Below are 17,602 nucleotides of genomic sequence, written 5' to 3'. Positions count from 1 at the left end.
GAAAAATATTTTCAGAGGAAGGTGGATAACATGGAGAGAATAGAAGGCGGCGTGACCGCGGCAAAAGGATTTGAGGCAGCCTGCGCGGCTGCAGGGCTGAAGTACAAGGACCGCACGGATATGGCACTGGTCTACAGCCAGGTGCCCTGCGTGACAGCGGGAACCTTTACCACAAATGTGGTGAAAGCGGCTCCGGTGAAATGGGATCAGCAGGTTGTGAAGAGTGAAAAGAAATCACAGGCTATCATTGTAAACTCAGGAATTGCTAATGCCTGCACAGGAGCGGAGGGCTTCGGCTATTGCAAGGACACGGCGGACAAGGCCGGAGAGGTGCTGGGCATTGACCCGGCCGGAGTGCTCATCGGCTCCACCGGCGTGATCGGAAAGCAGATGCCCATTGAAAAGCTGAAGGCCGGCATTGAGGCTCTGGCCCCGAAAAAGGCGTCCACCCTGGAGGCCGGCACGGAGGCAGCCAGGGCCATCATGACTACAGACACAAAGGAGAAGGAGATTGCTGTCACTATCCAGGTGAAGGATAAGACCGTCACCATCGGCGGCATGGCAAAGGGCTCCGGAATGATCCATCCCAACATGTGCACTATGCTCTCCTTTATCACAACAGACGCAGTCATCACAAAGGAGGCTCTCCAGAGCGCTCTCAGTGAGGATGTGCCGGATACATACAATATGATCTCCGTGGACGGGGATACCTCCACCAACGACACGGTGCTCCTGCTGGCCAACGGGATGGCGGAAAACGAGGAGATTACCTGCGGTACGCCGGAATACCAGGAGTTCAAGGCAGCTCTCCACGTGATCAACGAGTACCTGGCAAAGAAGATCGCCGGGGATGGAGAAGGTGCCACAGCCCTCTTCGAGGCCAAGGTCATCGGAGCCGAGAGCAAGGAGCAGGCCAAGGTGCTGGCCAAATCCATCGTCTGCTCCAATCTGACCAAGACAGCCATCGCGGGCCACGACGCCAACTGGGGAAGGATCCTCTGCGCCATGGGCTACTCCGGCGCCCAGTTTGATCCGGAGAAGGTGGATCTCTTCTTTGAGAGCCAGGCAGGCAAAATCCAGATCATAGAGAACGGCACGGCTGTGGACTACAGCGAGGAGGAGGCAACGAAAATCCTCTCCCAGCCGGAGGTGACAGCCATCGCGGACGTGAAGCTGGGACAGGAGAGCGCCTCCGCCTGGGGCTGCGACCTGACACACGGATACATTGAAATCAACGCGGATTACAGGAGTTAAAAAAAATGGATAACAATATGCAGAAATATCTGGACAAGGCGGAGGTGCTCATCGAGGCCCTCCCCTACATCCAGCGGTTTAACCGGAAAGTCATTGTTGTGAAATACGGCGGCAGCGCCATGGTGGACGAGACCCTCAAGGAGAGAGTGATTCAGGACGTGACCCTGCTGAAGCTGGTGGGCTTTAAGCCCATCATCGTCCACGGCGGCGGAAAGGAGATCAGCCGCTGGGTGGGCAAGGTGGGCATGGAGCCCCATTTTGTCAACGGTCTGCGGGTGACCGACGCGGCCACCATGGAGCTGGCGGAGATGGTTCTTGGAAAGGTAAATAAAGAGCTGGTCCAGTTCGTGGAGGGCCTGGGCGTGCGGGCCATCGGCATCAGCGGAAAGGATGGAGGCCTCCTGCGGGTGACAAAGAAGCTCTCCGACGGCCAGGACATCGGCTTTGTGGGAGATGTGAGGGAAGTGAACGCGGACATCCTATGGGATCTGCTGGAGAAGGATTTCCTCCCCATCGTGTGCCCTGTGGGACTGGACGACAGGAACAACACCTACAACATCAACGCGGACGACGCGGCCTGCGCCATCGCCAGGGCCATGCATGCGGAGAAGCTGGCCTTCCTGACAGACATTGAAGGTGTCTACAAGGATCCCAAGGACCCGGAGACACTGATCTCGGAGCTGAAGGTGTCTGAGGCCAGAAAGCTGATGGAGGAGGGCTACATCGGAGGCGGCATGCTTCCCAAGCTGAACAACTGTATCGACGCAATTGAAAACGGCGTTTCCAGAGTGCATATCCTGGACGGCAGGATCCCCCACTGCCTCCTGCTGGAGATTTTCACCAACAGAGGAATCGGAACCGCCATCTTAGACGATGAAGGGAGCAGATTTTACAATGACAAATAAATGGATCGACGAGGCGGAGCAGTCGCTCCTGCACACCTACAACCGGTATCCCATCGTCCTGGAGAGGGGCGAGGGCGTGTACCTGTATGACACGGAGGGGAAAAAATACCTGGACTTTGCCGCAGGCATCGCTGTGTGCGGACTTGGCTACGGCCACAAGGAGTACACAGAGGCTCTGAAGAACCAGGTGGACACCCTGCTCCACACCTCCAACCTGTACTACAGCAAACCGGCGGCTGAGGCGGCCCAAAAGCTGACAAAGGCGGCTCAGATGGACCGGGTTTTCTTTACAAACAGCGGCACCGAGGCCATAGAGGGAGCCCTGAAGGCGGCCAGAAAATACGCCTACACAGAGGGCTCCGGCCGGTATGAGTTTATCGCCATGGAGCACTCCTTCCACGGGCGCACCATGGGGGCTGTGGCTGTGACAGGCAACGAGGCATACCGGACTCCCTTTGAGCCCCTTATAGGGGGCGTGCGATTTGCCCGGTACAATGACCTGGACAGCGTGAAGGAGCAGATGAACGGGCACACCTGCGCGGTGATCATGGAGACACTCCAGGGCGAGGGAGGCATCTATCCCATTGACCCGGAATTCCTGCAGGGCGTGAGGAAGCTCTGCGATGAGAACAATGTGCTCCTCATCCTGGATGAGATCCAGTGCGGTATGGGGCGCACAGGCACCATGTTCGCCTGGCAGGACTATGGCGTGAAGCCGGACATCATGGCTATGGCCAAGGCCATCGGCGGCGGCGTCCCGGTGGGTGCCTTTGCCATGACAGAGAAGGTGGCGGAGAAGTCCCTGGCTCCGGGAGACCACGGCACCACCTACGGGGGAAATCCCTTTGTGTGCGCGGCGGTCAGCGCAGTGCTGGACATTTTTGAAAAGGAAAAGCTCTGCGATCACGTGAAGCAGGTGGGAGCCTACCTGGAGAAGCAGCTGGACGCCCTGGCAGAGCGCAAAGAGTCCGTGAAGCTGCGCAGAGGAAAGGGCCTGATGCAGGGCCTTGTCCTGAACGTGCCGGTGGGCGAGGTCGTGGTGAAGGCGCAGAAGGAGGGGCTTCTTGTCATCACCGCCGGGGGAAATGTGCTCCGCATGGTTCCGCCCCTTGTGATCACGGAGGAGCATGTGGACGAGATGATCGAAAAGCTGGAGAAGGCGCTCTAGGAGAAGATCCGCAAAAGAAAATGACCGGATAAATACAGATTTCGGCGGAATATACAGGCTGGCTGTGGGAAATACTAACTTCTGATCAAGAGGAAGGAAGTGATTTTCTATGGCCGGCTTTTTTATTGCACTATTGTCGGGCGCCCTCATGAGTGTGCAGGGCGTATTTAACACCCAGGTCACCAAGACCACGGGGGAGTATGTGAGCAATGCCTGGGTGCAGTTCTCTGCCCTGGCGGTCTGTCTGGGGGTCTGGTTCTTTGCGGGGAGGGACAGCTTTGGGGCCATCGCCCGGGTGGAACCGAAATATATGCTCCTGGGAGGCGTCATCGGGGCGGGGATCACCTGGACTGTCATCCGCAGCATGGAGCAGCTGGGGCCTGCAAAGGCGGCTCTTCTCATCGTCATCGCCCAGCTCATCGTGGCCTATCTCATCGAGCTGGCAGGGCTTTTTGGTGTGGAGAAGGAGCCCCTGGAATGGCGGAAGGTGGGAGGCATGGCCCTGGCTCTGATTGGAGTTGCAATTTTTCAGTGGAAATAGTACAATGGCTTTATCTAAGCATAAGAGGGGTGTCCGCAGCTGGGATACGGCTGTAAAGGAGTAAATTATGCGTAGAAGACTGACAGCGGTTCTCTGGATTCTTGTGATCCTGACCGGCTGTTTAAACGGATGTGAAAAGAAGGAAGAGACCTCCGGCATAGAGGAGATCTCTCTGGAAGAAGACGGGGAGGAGGCCTCTTCAGGCGAGGAGGACTCCCCGGAGAAGACAGGTGAGGAGACCCGGGAGAAGGGGCAGGAGCCGGAACAGGAGACTGACGCCATCTTTGTCTATGTGTGCGGCCAGGTGGCCGCCCCGGGCGTCTATGAGCTGTCTGCGGGGGCCCGCGTGTACCAGGCCATAGAGAGGGCCGGAGGCACTCTGGAGGGGGCCAGCCCGGAGAGCCTGAACCTGGCCCAGCAGGCGGAGGACGGACAGAAGATCTATGTCCCCTCAAAGGAGGAGGCAGAGGCGGGCACGTTTCCTCAGGACGACTCCTGGGGGGCGGCGTCTTCTTCCCGGGAGCAGGGCGGAGGAAAGGTGAACCTGAACACCGCTGATCTGGAGGAGCTGATGACCCTCACGGGGATCGGACAGACCCGGGCGGAGGCCATTATCACCTACCGGGAGGAAGAGGGAGCTTTCCAAGCGCCGGAGGATATTATGAAGGTGGACGGCATCAAGGAAGGCATCTACGAGAAGCTGAAGGATGAGATCACTGTGTGATGACAGAAGAAGAACAAAAAAGCTAAGGGAGACATTATGGGTTGGAAAGTATTGGTTGTGGACGATGAAAAACTGATCGTGAAGGGAATACGGTTCAGTCTGGAGCAGGACGACATGGAAGTGGACTGCGCTTACGACGGGGAGGAGGCCTTAAAGCTGGCCGCCGAAAATACATACGACATTATCCTCCTGGACGTCATGCTGCCCAAGCATGACGGCTTTGAGGTGTGCAGACAGATTCGGGAGTACTCGGACGTCCCTATCATCATGCTGACCGCCAAGGGAGAGGACATGGACAAGATCCTGGGGCTGGAGTACGGGGCTGACGACTATATCACCAAGCCCTTCAACATCCTGGAGGTGAAGGCCAGGATCAAGGCCATCATTCGCCGCACAGGGAAGAAGAAGGATCAGAAGGAAGACGGAAAGCTGGTGGTCAAGGGAGATATGAAGATTGACTGCGAGAGCCGCAGAGTGGTGATCGGTGATCGGGAGATTAACCTGACTGCCAAGGAGTTCGACCTTCTGGAGCTTCTGGCTACCCATCCGAATAAGGTGTACAGCCGGGAGAATCTGCTGAACCTTGTGTGGGGCTACGAGTACCCGGGCGACGTGCGCACAGTGGATGTACATATCCGAAGGCTCAGGGAGAAGATCGAGGCGCAGCCCAGCGATCCGAAATACGTGTACACAAAGTGGGGAGTTGGTTACTATTTCAGGGGTTAGATTATATTTCAGAAATCATTTTTTGAAAAGTCTGAAGTTTCGAATCATATTTCTTTTTATAGCAGTGGGGATCATTCCCTGCCTTGTCTTGAAAGCAGTTATCCTGGAAAGCTATGAAAACAGGGCGGTCGATGTGCGGACCGCCCAGCTGCAGAACCAGTGCACGATCCTGTGCAATCAGATCGGCGCCGGGGGATACCTGGATACAGGTCTCTCGGAGGTGCTGGAGGCTGAGCTGGAGCAGATGTCAGGTATTTACAATGGCCGCATCATGCTGATCAACAGTCAGTATCAGATCACGGAGGATACATACGACCTGGATACAGGGAAGATCATTGTGTCCGAGGATGTGATGCAGTGCTTTGAGGGGGAGGGAACGAAGATCTACGACCGGGACAACCAGTATATTGAGGTGACTTCTCCGGTGTTCGTCCCGGGAAGCGAGCAGGTGTCCGGCGTTCTGCTTGCCAGCGTGTCCGCTGACTCTGTCCTGGACGGCCTGAGCGTGCTGGGAGGCACAGCCTGGGTGGCTGTGGGAGTGACAGCCCTCCTGGTAGCAGCTCTCGCTGTCATACTGGGCTCTGTCATGGTCCGCCCCTTTGCCAGGATCACCTCCTCCATCGAGGCGGTCAGCGAGGGCTATGACACCAACTATCTCCACGAAAATGCATACACAGAGACAAGTCTTCTGTCTGAGGCCTTTAACAAGATGCTGGGCCGTCTGAAGATACTGGACGATTCCAGGCAGGAGTTTGTGGCCAACGTGTCTCACGAGCTGAAGACACCCATCACCTCCATGAAGGTGCTGGCGGACTCCCTGCTTGTGCAGGAGGACGCGCCTGTGGAGCTGTACAGGGAGTTTATGGCGGATCTTTCGGAGGAGATCGAGCGGGAGGACAAGATCATCAACGACCTTCTGTCCCTTGTCAAGATGGACAAGACGGCTTCCACTCTGGATGTGAAGCAGACCAACATCAACGAACTGGTGGAGAAGATCCTGAAGCGGCTTCAGCCCATCGCGGCGGCGGCCAACATCGAGGTGGTCTTTGAAAGCTTTCGGCCTGTAAACGCAGAAATTGACGAGGTAAAGCTTTCCCTTGCTATTACAAATCTTGTGGAGAACGCTGTGAAGTACAATGTGGAGGGCGGATGGGTTCATGTGTCCTTGAACGCAGACCATAAATTCTTCTACATCGAGGTGGCTGACTCGGGCATCGGCATACCGGCGGAGGCACAGGAGCACATTTTCGAGCGGTTCTACCGGGTGGATAAATCCCACTCCAGGGAGATCGGCGGCACCGGGCTTGGCCTTGCCATTGCCAGAAATGCGGTGGTTCTTCACCGGGGCGCTGTCAAGGTGTACAGCCAGGTGGGGGAGGGAACCACATTTACAGTGCGCATCCCCTTGAGCTATGTTGTCTGATCGCCTGGACAGGGAGATTGGAAGGAGGTTTCTGCATATGAAAAATCTGTACAGACCAGTGAAGAGAGCGGCAGCCCTGTCTGCGGCCCTTCTTCTGGCCCTGGGACTTCTCACCGGATGCGGTGGGGATAGGAGCGCCCCGAAGCAGGGAGAGGAGTATCTGCTCTATGTGGAGCAGGGAAGCGTGTCTCTTATGCCGGTGGCCTGGGAGCCGTCCGCAGGAGAAACCCGGGATATGGTTCGGGAGGCCCTTGAGGAGATGAAAGAGCCCGGGGCCCCGGAGGGGTATGTGAGTGCGATCCCTGAGGAGGTGTCCGTGGAGGTAAAGGATCTCCGGAACGGGAAGCTGGACCTGACCTTCAGCGACTCCTACAGCAGTCTCTCCAAGAAGAGCGAGGTACTGCTGCGGGCCGCTGTGGTTCAGTCCCTGACGCAGATCGAGGGCATCAGCAGGGTCCGCTTCTTCATAGGCGATCAGCCTCTCCGGGAGGCGGACGGGACAGAGACAGGCTACATGGGGGCGGAGGACTTTGTGCGAAATATAGGCTCTGCCCTGAATTCCTATGAGAAGACAGATCTGACTCTGTACTTTGCCGACGCAGATGGGAACAGTCTGGCGCGGGAGACGGTAAATGTGAGGTACAACAGCAATACATCCCTGCAGAAGCTGATCCTGGAGCAGCTCCTGAAGGGGCCCCGGACCCAGGAGTGCCAGGACACGCTGCCGTCGGACACGATCCTCCTGGGAGTTTCTGTAAAGGATGGCATCTGCTATGTGAATTTTGATGAGGGATTTCTCTCCCAGGATTACCAGGTCTCCCCGGAGCTGGCAGTCTACTCCATAGTGAATTCCCTTGTGGAGAACGGAGACGGGGAGGTTCAGTCTGTGCAGATCTCTGTGAATGGAGAGTCTGATATCAAATTCAGAAATGCGGTGGATCTGAGCCATCCCCTGGAGAGAAATCCGGATTTGGTGGAGGAAACGGAATAATATTGAAAGAAAGACGATTGTTTATTTTTTGCTCGCTCTTCCTGCTTGCCGCTTTTCTCGCCGTCCACCTGGGCGGAGACGTTTTCCTGGAGGAGCTTAGGGATCCCCCTGCCCGGGCGGCCTTTGAGGAGGGGGACACGGTCCTTATAGAAGGGCAGGTGTGGAAAAGGGAAGAGAAGGCAGATTACAATGTATTTTATCTAAGAGAGAATTCTATCACAAAGTCCGGCCGAACCGTGGGGGAGGCCGGCGTGATCTTATACGATCCTGATAAGACGGATCTTCGGACAGGAAATATCCTGCGCGCCAGGGGACAGCTCTTTTTCTTCGATGAGGCGCGAAATCCCGGAAATTTTGATCAGCAGTTTTATTATCAGAGACAGAACATACACGCAGGCCTGTGGGCACAGAGCGTGGAGGTGACAGATGGCACCTTCTGGCGTCTGCGGGACGCTCTTGAAAGGTTCCGCAGAGCGTGGAAAGCCGCTCTTTTGGAGGCGGCGGGAGAGAAGGACGGCGGCATCCTGGCGGCTATGATCCTGGGGGACCGGCAGGGCATGGATCCGGAGACAAAGGAGCTCTACCAGGTCAACGGCATTGCCCACATCCTGTCCATATCAGGGCTACACCTGTCCTTTATCGGTATCGGCTCCTATCAGTTTCTGAGGCGCCGCACAGGCTCCTATCTGGTGGGAGGTCTTCTCGGCATTGGGTTTCTGCTGCTGTACATCCTCATGATCGGCGCAGGCGTGGCGGTGCTGCGCTCCCTTGTCATGTTTCTCATACGGGTGGGAGCAGATATGACAGGAAGGGTCTACGACATGATCACCGCCCTGTCCGCGGCAGCTGTGGTGGTCATCCTGTGGCAGCCCCTGTCCTTCTATGACGGGGGATTTCAGATGTCCTTCGGGGCGATCCTTGGGATGTGGCTTCTCGGCGAGCTGATCCGGCTGCCAGGAAAGAACCGGCAGGCGGAGGAGAACAGGAGACGTCAGGCAGGGAGCAGGGGCAGGCTGGCGAAAGCAAAGACAGGTCTGGTGCAGGCGCTGCAATCCAGCCTGGGTGTGCAGATGATCCTCTTTCCGGTCACACTGTACCACTATTTTGAGTTTCCCGTCTACTCTGTGCTCTTAAATCTGCTTGTGATCCCCCTCATGTCAGCCCTCCTTTTTCTGGGGATGGCGGGCAGCCTTCTGTACATGGCAGTTGAGCCGGCAGGGCTGGCGCTCCTCTGGATATCCGGCAGGATACTGGATGTCTATGAGGTCAGCTGCCGGGCTGCCCTTGCCCTCCCGGGGAGCCGCCTTGTGACAGGGCAGCCGGGGATGGATACGGTCTGGTTCTACTATGCGGCGCTGGGGATCACCATGGTTCTCTGGGCTTTGGCCAGAAGAAGGGAGAGGAAGGAGGACCGGCACTGCCCGCGGGAGAGGCGCAGAGCCTTCGTCCCTGTGCTGGCGGGGCTGGCAGTCCTGCTCTTTGCCGGGCCTGCCTCCCGGCTGGGCAGTCTGGGCCAGACGGAGATCACTGTGCTGGATGTGGGCCAGGGGGACAGCATTTTTATCCGGGCGGACGACGGAACCAGCATTCTTGTGGACGGGGGCAGCAGCGATACGGACCAGGCCGGCAGATACCGGATCGAGCCGTTTTTAAAGGCGAAAGGTGTGGGAAAGCTGGACTATGTATTCGTGACCCACGGGGACGGCGACCACATGAATGGGGTGGAAGAGCTGCTGGGAAGGCAGGAGATGGGAGTGAAGGTGTGCTGCCTTGTGCTGCCTGTTCCCGAAGTGTGGGATGAGAAGCTGCAGGCTCTGGCAAAGGAGGCTGAAAAGCGGGGCGTTCCCCTTGCGTTCATGGACAGGGGAGGTGCTCTGTCCTGGGGCAGCCTCACAGTGACCTGCCTCCAGCCCGGGAGAGGAGATGAGCTGATGCCGGGAAACGGGGCCTCCCTTGTGCTGGACGTATCCTGCGGTGCCTTTGACATGCTCCTTACAGGTGACGTGGAGGGGGAGGGCGAGGAGGTGCTGGCACAGAGGCTGGAAAAGACATACGATGTGTTGAAGGTGGCCCATCACGGCTCGAAAAATTCCACATCAGAGGAGCTTCTAAGGCAGGCATCCCCTGATGTGGCCCTTATTTCAGCCGGCCGGGACAACCGGTACGGACATCCCCATAAGGAGACGATGGAGAGGCTTTCGCAGGCTGGCTGCCTGGTATACCAGACGGCACGCAGCGGAGCTGTGACCATCCGGACAGACGGCAGGAAAATGAGTATCCGCGGGTTCCTGATCTGATTTCGCTGCCCCGGATGTTATCTTCCCTTGTCAAGACCGGCACAAATCGCTTATAATAGTCAACATGAAGAATTTAAATGAAGATATAAAGACCGGACAATTTAAAAACGTATATCTCCTCTACGGGGAGGAGGCCTACCTGAAGAAACAATACAAGCAGCGGCTCACAAAGGCCATCATCCCTGAGGGGGACACTATGAACTATTCCTACTATGAGGGGAAAAATACCAGTGTCCCGGAGATTATAGACCTGGCGGAGACCATGCCCTTTTTTGCGGATCACCGGCTCATTGTGGTGGAGAACTCGGGATTTTTCAAGACCGCATCCCCGGAGCTGGCGGACTATATTAAGACCATGCCAGACACGGTGATCTTTCTCTTTGTCGAGACAGAGGTGGACAAGCGGGGAAAGCTGTACAAGGCGGTCAAGGACAAAGGGCGCATCGTGGAGATGGGCATGCAGGACGAGAAGACCCTCCTTCTGTGGATCGCCTCGGCTGTGAAAAGAGAGAACAAAAGGATCCAGGAGTCTACGGTGCGGTATCTGATCTCAAAGGCTGGGACAGATATGGAAAATCTGGAAAAGGAGCTGGAGAAGCTGTTCTCCTACACGGCTTTTAAGGATGAGATCACCATACAGGACGTGGAGGACATCTGCACGACCCAAATCACAAACCGGATCTTTGACATGGTGGACGCTGTGGCCAAAAAGCAGCAGAAAAAGGCACTGGACTACTACTATGACCTGGTGGCGCTGAAGGAGCCGCCTCTTCGGATCCTGGCCCTCCTGACAAGGCAGTTCCGCATCCTGCTGGAGGTGAAGGACCTGATGAAGAAGGGCCTCGGAAGGCAGCAGATTGCCCAGAGCGCGGGGCTACACCCCTACGTGGCTGGAAAATGTATGGATCAGAGCAAAGGATTTTCCGGGCGGCAGATACGCAGTATACTGGAGGACGCCGCGGATATGGAGGAGGCGGCCAAGACGGGGCGGCTGGACAACACCATGTGCGTGGAGATCTTTATTGTAAAATACAGCGCTCAGGCATGACAGTGCGCTTGCGCAAAGCGGGGCAGTCATGCTATGATATGGGAGCTGAAATGGAATATTACTTACTATGGAAGGAACGATAGAAGTGGGAGAAATAGAGCAGAGCAGAATTCGGAATTTTTGTATCATTGCCCATATTGACCATGGGAAATCAACCCTGGCGGACCGCATCATCGAGATGACCGGCCTTCTCACAAGCCGTGAGATGCAGTCCCAGGTGCTGGATAATATGGATCTGGAGCGGGAGAGGGGCATCACCATCAAGTCCCAGGCCGTCCGGACCGTCTACAAGGCAAAGGACGGCCACGAATATATTTTCAACCTTATCGACACGCCGGGACATGTGGACTTTAACTATGAAGTGTCCCGGAGCCTGGCGGCCTGCGACGGCGCGATCCTGGTGGTGGACGCGGCACAGGGTGTGGAGGCCCAGACGCTGGCCAATGTGTATCTGGCGCTGGATCACGACCTGGATGTGATGCCGGTCATCAACAAGGTGGATCTGCCAAGCGCGGAGCCGGAGAGAGTCATCGAGGAGATCGAGGATGTGATCGGGATCGAGGCCCAGGACGCGCCCCTCATCTCCGCCAAGACAGGCCTGAACGTGGATCAGGTGCTGGAGCAGATCATCCAGAAGATACCTGCCCCCACAGGGGATCCGAAGGCGCCCCTCAAGGCCCTGATCTTTGACTCCCTGTACGACTCCTACAAGGGTGTCATTGTCTTCTGCCGGATCATGGAGGGGACAATCCGCAAGGGAATGTCCATCCACATGATGGCCACAGGCACTACCGCTGATGTGGTGGAGGTGGGCTACTTCGGAGCAGGGCAGTTCATCCCCTGCAATGAGCTGGAGGCCGGCATGGTGGGCTACTTTACAGCCAGCCTGAAAAATGTAAAGGACACCCGGGTGGGAGATACGGTGACAGACGCGAACCATCCCTGCAGCGAGCCCCTTCCGGGCTACAAGAAGGTGCAGCCCATGGTGTACTGCGGCATGTATCCCGCAGACGGGGCCAAGTATCCGGATCTGAGAGACGCCCTGGAAAAGCTGCAGCTCAACGACGCGTCCCTGCAGTTCGAGCCGGAGACCTCTGTGGCCCTGGGCTTTGGATTTCGCTGCGGCTTCCTGGGACTGCTCCATCTGGAGATCATCCAGGAGAGACTGGAGAGAGAGTACAACCTGGATCTGGTGACCACGGCGCCGGGTGTTATCTACAAGGTGCACAAGACAAACGGGGAGGTCATCGAGCTGACCAATCCCTCCAACCTGCCGGATCCCTCGGAGATCGAATACATGGAGGAGCCTATGGTAAAAGCGGAGATCATGGTGACCTCCGAGTACATCGGCTCCATCATGGAGCTCTGCCAGGAGAGGCGGGGCGAGTACCAGGGCATGGAGTACATTGAGGAGACGAGGGCGGTTCTCCGGTATCACCTGCCCCTGAACGAGATCATTTACGACTTCTTTGACGCTCTCAAATCCCGGTCAAGGGGCTACGCCTCCTTTGACTATGAGATGCTGGGCTACCAGAGATCTGAGCTGGTGAAGCTGGACATCCTGATCAACAAGGAGGAGGTGGATGCCCTGTCCTTTATCGTCCACGCCGGGACTGCCTACGAGAGGGGCAGGAAGATGTGCGAGAAGCTGAAGGAGGAGATCCCCCGCCAGCTCTTTGAGATCCCTATCCAGGCTGCCATCGGAAGCAAGATCATCGCCAGAGAGACGGTCAAGGCGCTGCGCAAGGACGTGCTTGCCAAGTGCTACGGCGGCGATATCAGCCGGAAGAGAAAGCTGCTGGAAAAGCAGAAGGAAGGAAAGAAGCGGATGCGCCAGGTGGGCAATGTGGAGATCCCACAGAAGGCCTTCATGAGCGTGCTGAAGCTGGATGAAAAATAAGAGGAGAAGCAGATGAAAGAACTGGAATTATATATCCACATTCCCTTCTGCGTCAGAAAATGTAAATACTGTGACTTCTTGTCCGCCCCCGCAGGCCGGCGGGAGCGGCAGGAGTATGTGGACAGCCTTTGCGAAAAGCTCCGGTCTTACCGGGACATCGCGAAGGCTTATCATGTTGTCAGCATTTTCCTTGGCGGGGGAACGCCGTCCATCCTGACAGGAGAGCAGATCCTGCAGATTTTTGCGGCCATCCGGGGGGCCTTTTCTGTGGACGGGGATGCGGAGATCACCCTGGAGTGCAACCCGGGAACCGTGGCCGGGTCCGGGGCAGAAGAAATGGGACTTTCCCGGGAGAAGCTGAGGGCCTGGCGGCAGGCCGGCATCAACCGGCTGAGCATCGGGCTGCAGTCGGCGGACGACCGGGAGCTGGAGGCTCTGGGGCGGATCCACACATGGAGAGACTTCAGGGACACCTACCAGGCTGCGGTGGAGACGGGATTTTCCAATATCAATGTGGATCTCATGTCCGCCATCCCCTTTCAGACAGAGGAGAGCTGGGAGAAGACCCTGCGGGCTGTGGCAGGACTGACCCCGCCACCTGCCCATATTTCCGCCTACAGTCTCATCATAGAGGAGGGGACGCCCTTCTATGAGAGGTATGGAGGTGGCAGGCACGCAGAGGAGCTGCCGGACGAGGACGCAGAGAGGCGGATGTATGAGCGGACAGAGGAAATCCTGTCGGAGTACGGCCTCCATCGCTATGAGATCTCCAATTACGCCCGCCCCGGGTACGAGTGCCGCCACAATCTGGGCTACTGGGATCGCCGGGAGTATCTGGGCATCGGACCGGGAGCTGCCTCCCTCATGGGCGGAAGGCGCTGGACGGAAGGGGAGGAGCCGGAAACCCTCACCAGGAAGGATGCCATGGAGGAGTTCATGTTCCTGGGACTGCGGAAGATGGAGGGGGTCTCCCGCCGACGCTTTCAGGAGCAGTTTCAGGAGGACATGGATCAGGTCTACGGAGCGGTCATAGAGCGCCTGCAGGGCCAGGGACTGCTAAAATCAGCCGGGGACAAGGTGCGGCTTACGAAGAGAGGGATTGATGTCAGCAACTATGTGATGAGCGAGTTCCTGTTGGATGAGGAGTAGGAGGCAAAAGTGGGAAGGGGGAGCAGACAGCGGCGGAAATCGTTGCAACAGAGGTTGTAACGGCGCAGAGCATTATGATGACGCCACAAAGAAAAAGTTCAGGAGCCCTTGCGGAAGCTCCTGAACTTTTTCGCTTTTCCCTATATATTTCCAGTCTTTCTTTTGTTCTATTTTTCGTGCTCACCCTGATATTTCAGCGCTGCCTCCACAAATCCCTTGAACAGCGGGTGGGGCCTGTTGGGTCTTGATTTCAGCTCGGGGTGAGCCTGGGTGGCTATAAACCACGGGTGGGAGGGGATCTCGATCATCTCGATGATGCGTCCGTCCGGTGACAGGCCGGAGAGCATCATGCCGTGAGAGGTGAGGTCATCCCTGTAGTCGTTGTTCACCTCATAGCGGTGGCGGTGACGCTCGTGGATCTCCTCCTTGCCGTAGAGGGCGTAGGCCTTGGAGCTCTTATCAAGCACACAGGGGTAGGAGCCGAGACGCAGGGTGCCGCCGATGTCCTCGATGCCGATCTGGTCCGGCATGATGTGGATGACCGGGTGCGTGGTGTCCGGGTCCAGCTCCGCGCTGTGTGCGTCGTGGAAGCCAACCACATCCCTGGCAAATTCCACAATGGCAAGCTGCATGCCAAGGCACAGGCCCAGGAAGGGGATGTTGTTCTCTCTGGCATAGCGGATGGCCTGGATCTTGCCGTCAATGCCCCGGCTGCCAAAGCCGCCGGGTACGAGAATACCGCTCACATCGCCCAGAAGCTCGCCCACGTTGTCAGGCGTGACAGTCTCCGAGTCCACCCACTTGATGTTGACGGTGGCCCGGGAGAAGATGCCTCCGTGCTTCAGCGCCTCCACTACGCTGATGTAGGCGTCGTGGAGCTGGATATATTTTCCGACAAGAGCCACTGTGACCTCTGTGTTGGGGCTCTTTAAGTAGTCCACCATCTCTGTCCAGTCCTTCAGATCCGGCTCAGGGCACTCCAGGTGAAGTGACTCGCAGACAACCTCTGCCAGGTGCTCTTTTTCCATGGCAAGGGGAGCCTCATACAGATACTCCACATCCAGGTTCTGGAGCACATGGTCAGCCGGCACATTGCAGAAGAGGGCGATCTTGTCCTTGATGCCCTGGTCCAGAGGATGCTCGGAGCGGCACACGATGATGTCAGGCTGGATGCCCATGCCCTGCAGATCCTTGACGCTGGCCTGGGTGGGCTTTGTCTTCATCTCCTGGGATGCCCGCAGGTAGGGGATGAGGGTGACGTGGATGAGGATGACATTTTCCCGTCCCTTCTCGTGCTGGAACTGCCGGATGGCCTCCAGGAAGGGCTGGCTCTCAATGTCGCCTACCGTGCCGCCCACCTCGATAATGGCAATCTCTGTATCCTTTGCGACAGGATTGCGGTAGAAGCGGCTCTTGATCTCGTTCGTGATGTGGGGGATCACCTGTACGGTGCCTCCGCCGAAATCGCCCCGCCTTTCCTTCTGCAGGACAGACCAGTAGATCTTGCCTGTGGTCACATTGGAATTCTTTGTGAGGCTCTCGTCGATAAAGCGCTCATAGTGGCCCAGATCCAGGTCCGTCTCCGCCCCGTCGTCTGTGACAAAGACCTCTCCGTGCTGTACCGGGTTCATGGTTCCCGGGTCGATGTTGATATAGGGATCAAACTTCTGCATGGTCACCGTATACCCTCTCGCCTTCAGGAGCCGGCCAAGGGATGCGGCTGTGATGCCCTTGCCAAGTCCCGATACTACGCCGCCTGTCACAAATACATATTTTACTGCCATAGTTTCCTCCTTTTGTCTGTCAGATGTTTCGTGGTTCATTTCTTTTAAAAAACATATTATATACCTTTTTCTTCCTGAAAAACAGTCTTTTTTTCATATTTTGGCTCGAAAGTTGCCTGTATAAACAATTTCTTAAAGATATTGATGTCCACCTGGCTGACCATGACAGAGGTGTGAAGCTGACAGCCCTTCAGCTTCGGCAGCTGCTCCAGAGCCAGCTGGGCGTTTCTGTCCGTGGCCGCGCTGACGGAGAGGGCGATGAGCACCTCGTCCGTGTGAAGCCGGGGATTGTGGCTTCCCAGGTAGTTGACCTTCAGCTTCTGGATGGGCTCAATGGCCTCCGGGGAGATCACGTGGCATGCGTGGTCAATGCCTGCCAGCTCCTTGAGCGCGTTCAGAAGAAGAGCTGCGGAGGCGCCCAGCAGGTCGCTTGTCTTTCCGGTGACGATCCTTCCGTCCGGTAGCTCCAGGGCGGCGGCCGGAGCCCCGGTCTGCTCCGCCCGGTTCAGGGCCGCGTCCACAACAGGACGGTCGTGGGCGGTGATCCCTGCCTGGTTCATGAGCATCTCGATCTTGAACACCTCCTCCTCGGAGCAGGCGCCGGCGATAAACCGGTCCATGGTGTCGTAGTACCGGCGGATGATCTCCTGGAGGGAGGCCTGGCGGCATACCTCATCGTCGCAGATACAGTTGCCGGCCATGTTTACGCCCATGTCTGTGGGGGACTTGTAGGGGCTCTCCCCGTAAATGCGCTCAAAGGTAGTGCGCAGGACCGGGAAAATCTCAATGTCCCTGTTGTAGTTGACCGTTGTCTCGCCGTAGGCCTCCAGGTGGAAGGGGTCGATCATGTTCACGTCGTTGAGATCCGCTGTGGCTGCCTCGTAGGCCAGGTTCACCGGGTGCTTCAGAGGAATGTTCCAGATGGGGAAGGTCTCGAATTTCGCGTACCCCGCCTGGACGCCCCGATTGTGCTCGTGGTAGAGCTGAGAGAGGCAGGTGGCCATCTTTCCGCTTCCCGGCCCCGGAGCGGTGATGACTACAAGAGGTCTGGATGTCTCAATATAATCATTTTTTCCGTAGCCCTCGTCGCTGACGATAAGAGGCACATTTCCCGGATAGCCGGGAATGATGTAGTGGAGGTACACGCGGATGCCCAGGCGCTCCAGCCGGGCCTTGAAAAGATCCGCGCTGCTCTGCCCGCTGTACTGGGTGATGACAACGCTCCCCACATAGAGTCCGGCCCGGATGAACTCGTCCCGCAGGCGGATAACGTCTGAATCGTAGGTGATCCCCAGATCTCCCCGCACCTTGTTCTTCTCGATGTCCCCCGCGCTGATGACAATGACGATCTCCGCCTGGTCTGCCAGCTGCTTCAGCAGCCGAAGCTTGCTGTCAGGTGCAAAGCCGGGCAGCACTCTGGAGGCGTGGTAGTCGTCGAAGAGCTTTCCGCCGAACTCCAGATAGAGCTTCCCGCCGAATTTGTCAATCCTCTCACGGATGTGGGAGGATTGCATGTGAAGATATTTTTCGTTGTCAAATCCAATTTTCATTTGTCAGTTCCTTTCATTTATTTTCCCTGTAATATATGTAAAGAAAAATACACATTTCCTTCACAAGTATACTACAGGAAAGCCCGAGTTTACAATCTTTTCATAATGTTTTTATTGATTTTAAAACAGGGGATACTTATAA

The 17,602-nt window shown here is 56.8% G+C and carries 14 protein-coding genes; 12 read left to right on the top strand and 2 right to left on the bottom strand.

Annotated features, from left to right (window positions below):
- Nucleotides 1-30 precede the first annotated feature (30 nt).
- The 12 genes from argJ to hemW all read left to right on the top strand — a co-directional run bounded on the left by argJ (nt 31) and on the right by hemW (nt 14,126).
- Complete coding sequence (gene argJ, locus FGQ86_RS08680) at nt 31-1,254, top strand: bifunctional glutamate N-acetyltransferase/amino-acid acetyltransferase ArgJ (RefSeq protein WP_033125068.1); 1,224 nt, start codon at nt 31-33, stop codon at nt 1,252-1,254.
- Between the two features lie 5 nt (nt 1,255-1,259).
- Entirely contained in the window at nt 1,260-2,159 is a 900-nt protein-coding gene (argB, locus tag FGQ86_RS08675) for an acetylglutamate kinase (RefSeq protein WP_138303527.1), read from the top strand.
- Nucleotides 2,149-3,327, top strand: a complete 1,179-nt coding sequence (locus FGQ86_RS08670; RefSeq protein WP_033125070.1) for an aspartate aminotransferase family protein — start codon at nt 2,149-2,151, stop codon at nt 3,325-3,327. Before argB ends, FGQ86_RS08670 begins: the two co-directional genes overlap by 11 nt.
- A 109-nt stretch (nt 3,328-3,436) precedes the next feature.
- Complete coding sequence (locus FGQ86_RS08665) at nt 3,437-3,868, top strand: DMT family transporter (protein WP_033125071.1); 432 nt, start codon at nt 3,437-3,439, stop codon at nt 3,866-3,868.
- Nucleotides 3,869-3,935: 67 nt separating this feature from the next.
- Complete coding sequence (locus FGQ86_RS08660) at nt 3,936-4,592, top strand: helix-hairpin-helix domain-containing protein (RefSeq protein ID WP_138303525.1); 657 nt, start codon at nt 3,936-3,938, stop codon at nt 4,590-4,592.
- A 36-nt stretch (nt 4,593-4,628) separates the two neighbouring features.
- Entirely contained in the window at nt 4,629-5,318 is a 690-nt protein-coding gene (locus FGQ86_RS08655) for a response regulator transcription factor (protein ID WP_138303523.1), read from the top strand.
- 22 nt (nt 5,319-5,340) lie between these two features.
- Nucleotides 5,341-6,741, top strand: a complete 1,401-nt coding sequence (locus FGQ86_RS08650) for an ATP-binding protein (protein ID WP_347562497.1) — start codon at nt 5,341-5,343, stop codon at nt 6,739-6,741.
- Between the two features lie 37 nt (nt 6,742-6,778).
- A complete protein-coding gene (locus FGQ86_RS08645; protein WP_052083932.1) occupies nt 6,779-7,732 on the top strand; it encodes a GerMN domain-containing protein in 954 nt (317 codons plus the stop codon).
- A gap of 2 nt (nt 7,733-7,734) precedes the next feature.
- A complete protein-coding gene (locus tag FGQ86_RS08640; RefSeq protein ID WP_138303521.1) occupies nt 7,735-10,029 on the top strand; it encodes a DNA internalization-related competence protein ComEC/Rec2 in 2,295 nt (764 codons plus the stop codon).
- A gap of 64 nt (nt 10,030-10,093) precedes the next feature.
- Complete coding sequence (gene holA, locus FGQ86_RS08635) at nt 10,094-11,077, top strand: DNA polymerase III subunit delta (RefSeq protein WP_138303518.1); 984 nt, start codon at nt 10,094-10,096, stop codon at nt 11,075-11,077.
- Between the two features lie 67 nt (nt 11,078-11,144).
- On the top strand, nt 11,145-12,977 hold the full coding sequence (gene lepA, locus FGQ86_RS08630) for a translation elongation factor 4 (RefSeq protein ID WP_033125075.1): 1,833 nt from the start codon (nt 11,145-11,147) through the stop codon (nt 12,975-12,977).
- Nucleotides 12,978-12,989: 12 nt separating this feature from the next.
- On the top strand, nt 12,990-14,126 hold the full coding sequence (gene hemW / locus FGQ86_RS08625; protein WP_033125076.1) for a radical SAM family heme chaperone HemW: 1,137 nt from the start codon (nt 12,990-12,992) through the stop codon (nt 14,124-14,126).
- Nucleotides 14,127-14,293: 167 nt separating this feature from the next.
- On the opposite strand, the gene FGQ86_RS08620 is transcribed toward hemW, so the two are convergent.
- Nucleotides 14,294-15,910 carry a CTP synthase gene (locus FGQ86_RS08620; protein WP_033125077.1) on the bottom strand — a complete coding sequence of 539 codons (1,617 nt, stop codon included), beginning with the start codon at nt 15,908-15,910 and terminating at the stop codon, nt 14,294-14,296.
- Nucleotides 15,911-15,966: 56 nt separating this feature from the next.
- Entirely contained in the window at nt 15,967-17,460 is a 1,494-nt protein-coding gene (locus FGQ86_RS08615) for a DUF1846 domain-containing protein (RefSeq protein WP_033125078.1), read from the bottom strand.
- Nucleotides 17,461-17,602 lie beyond the last annotated feature (142 nt).

Source organism: Clostridium sp. BSD2780061688st1 H5 (assembly GCF_005845155.1).
Classification (GTDB): Bacteria; Bacillota; Clostridia; order Lachnospirales; family Lachnospiraceae; genus Claveliimonas; species Claveliimonas intestinigallinarum.
This window is presented reverse-complemented; position numbering and strand designations above follow the sequence as displayed.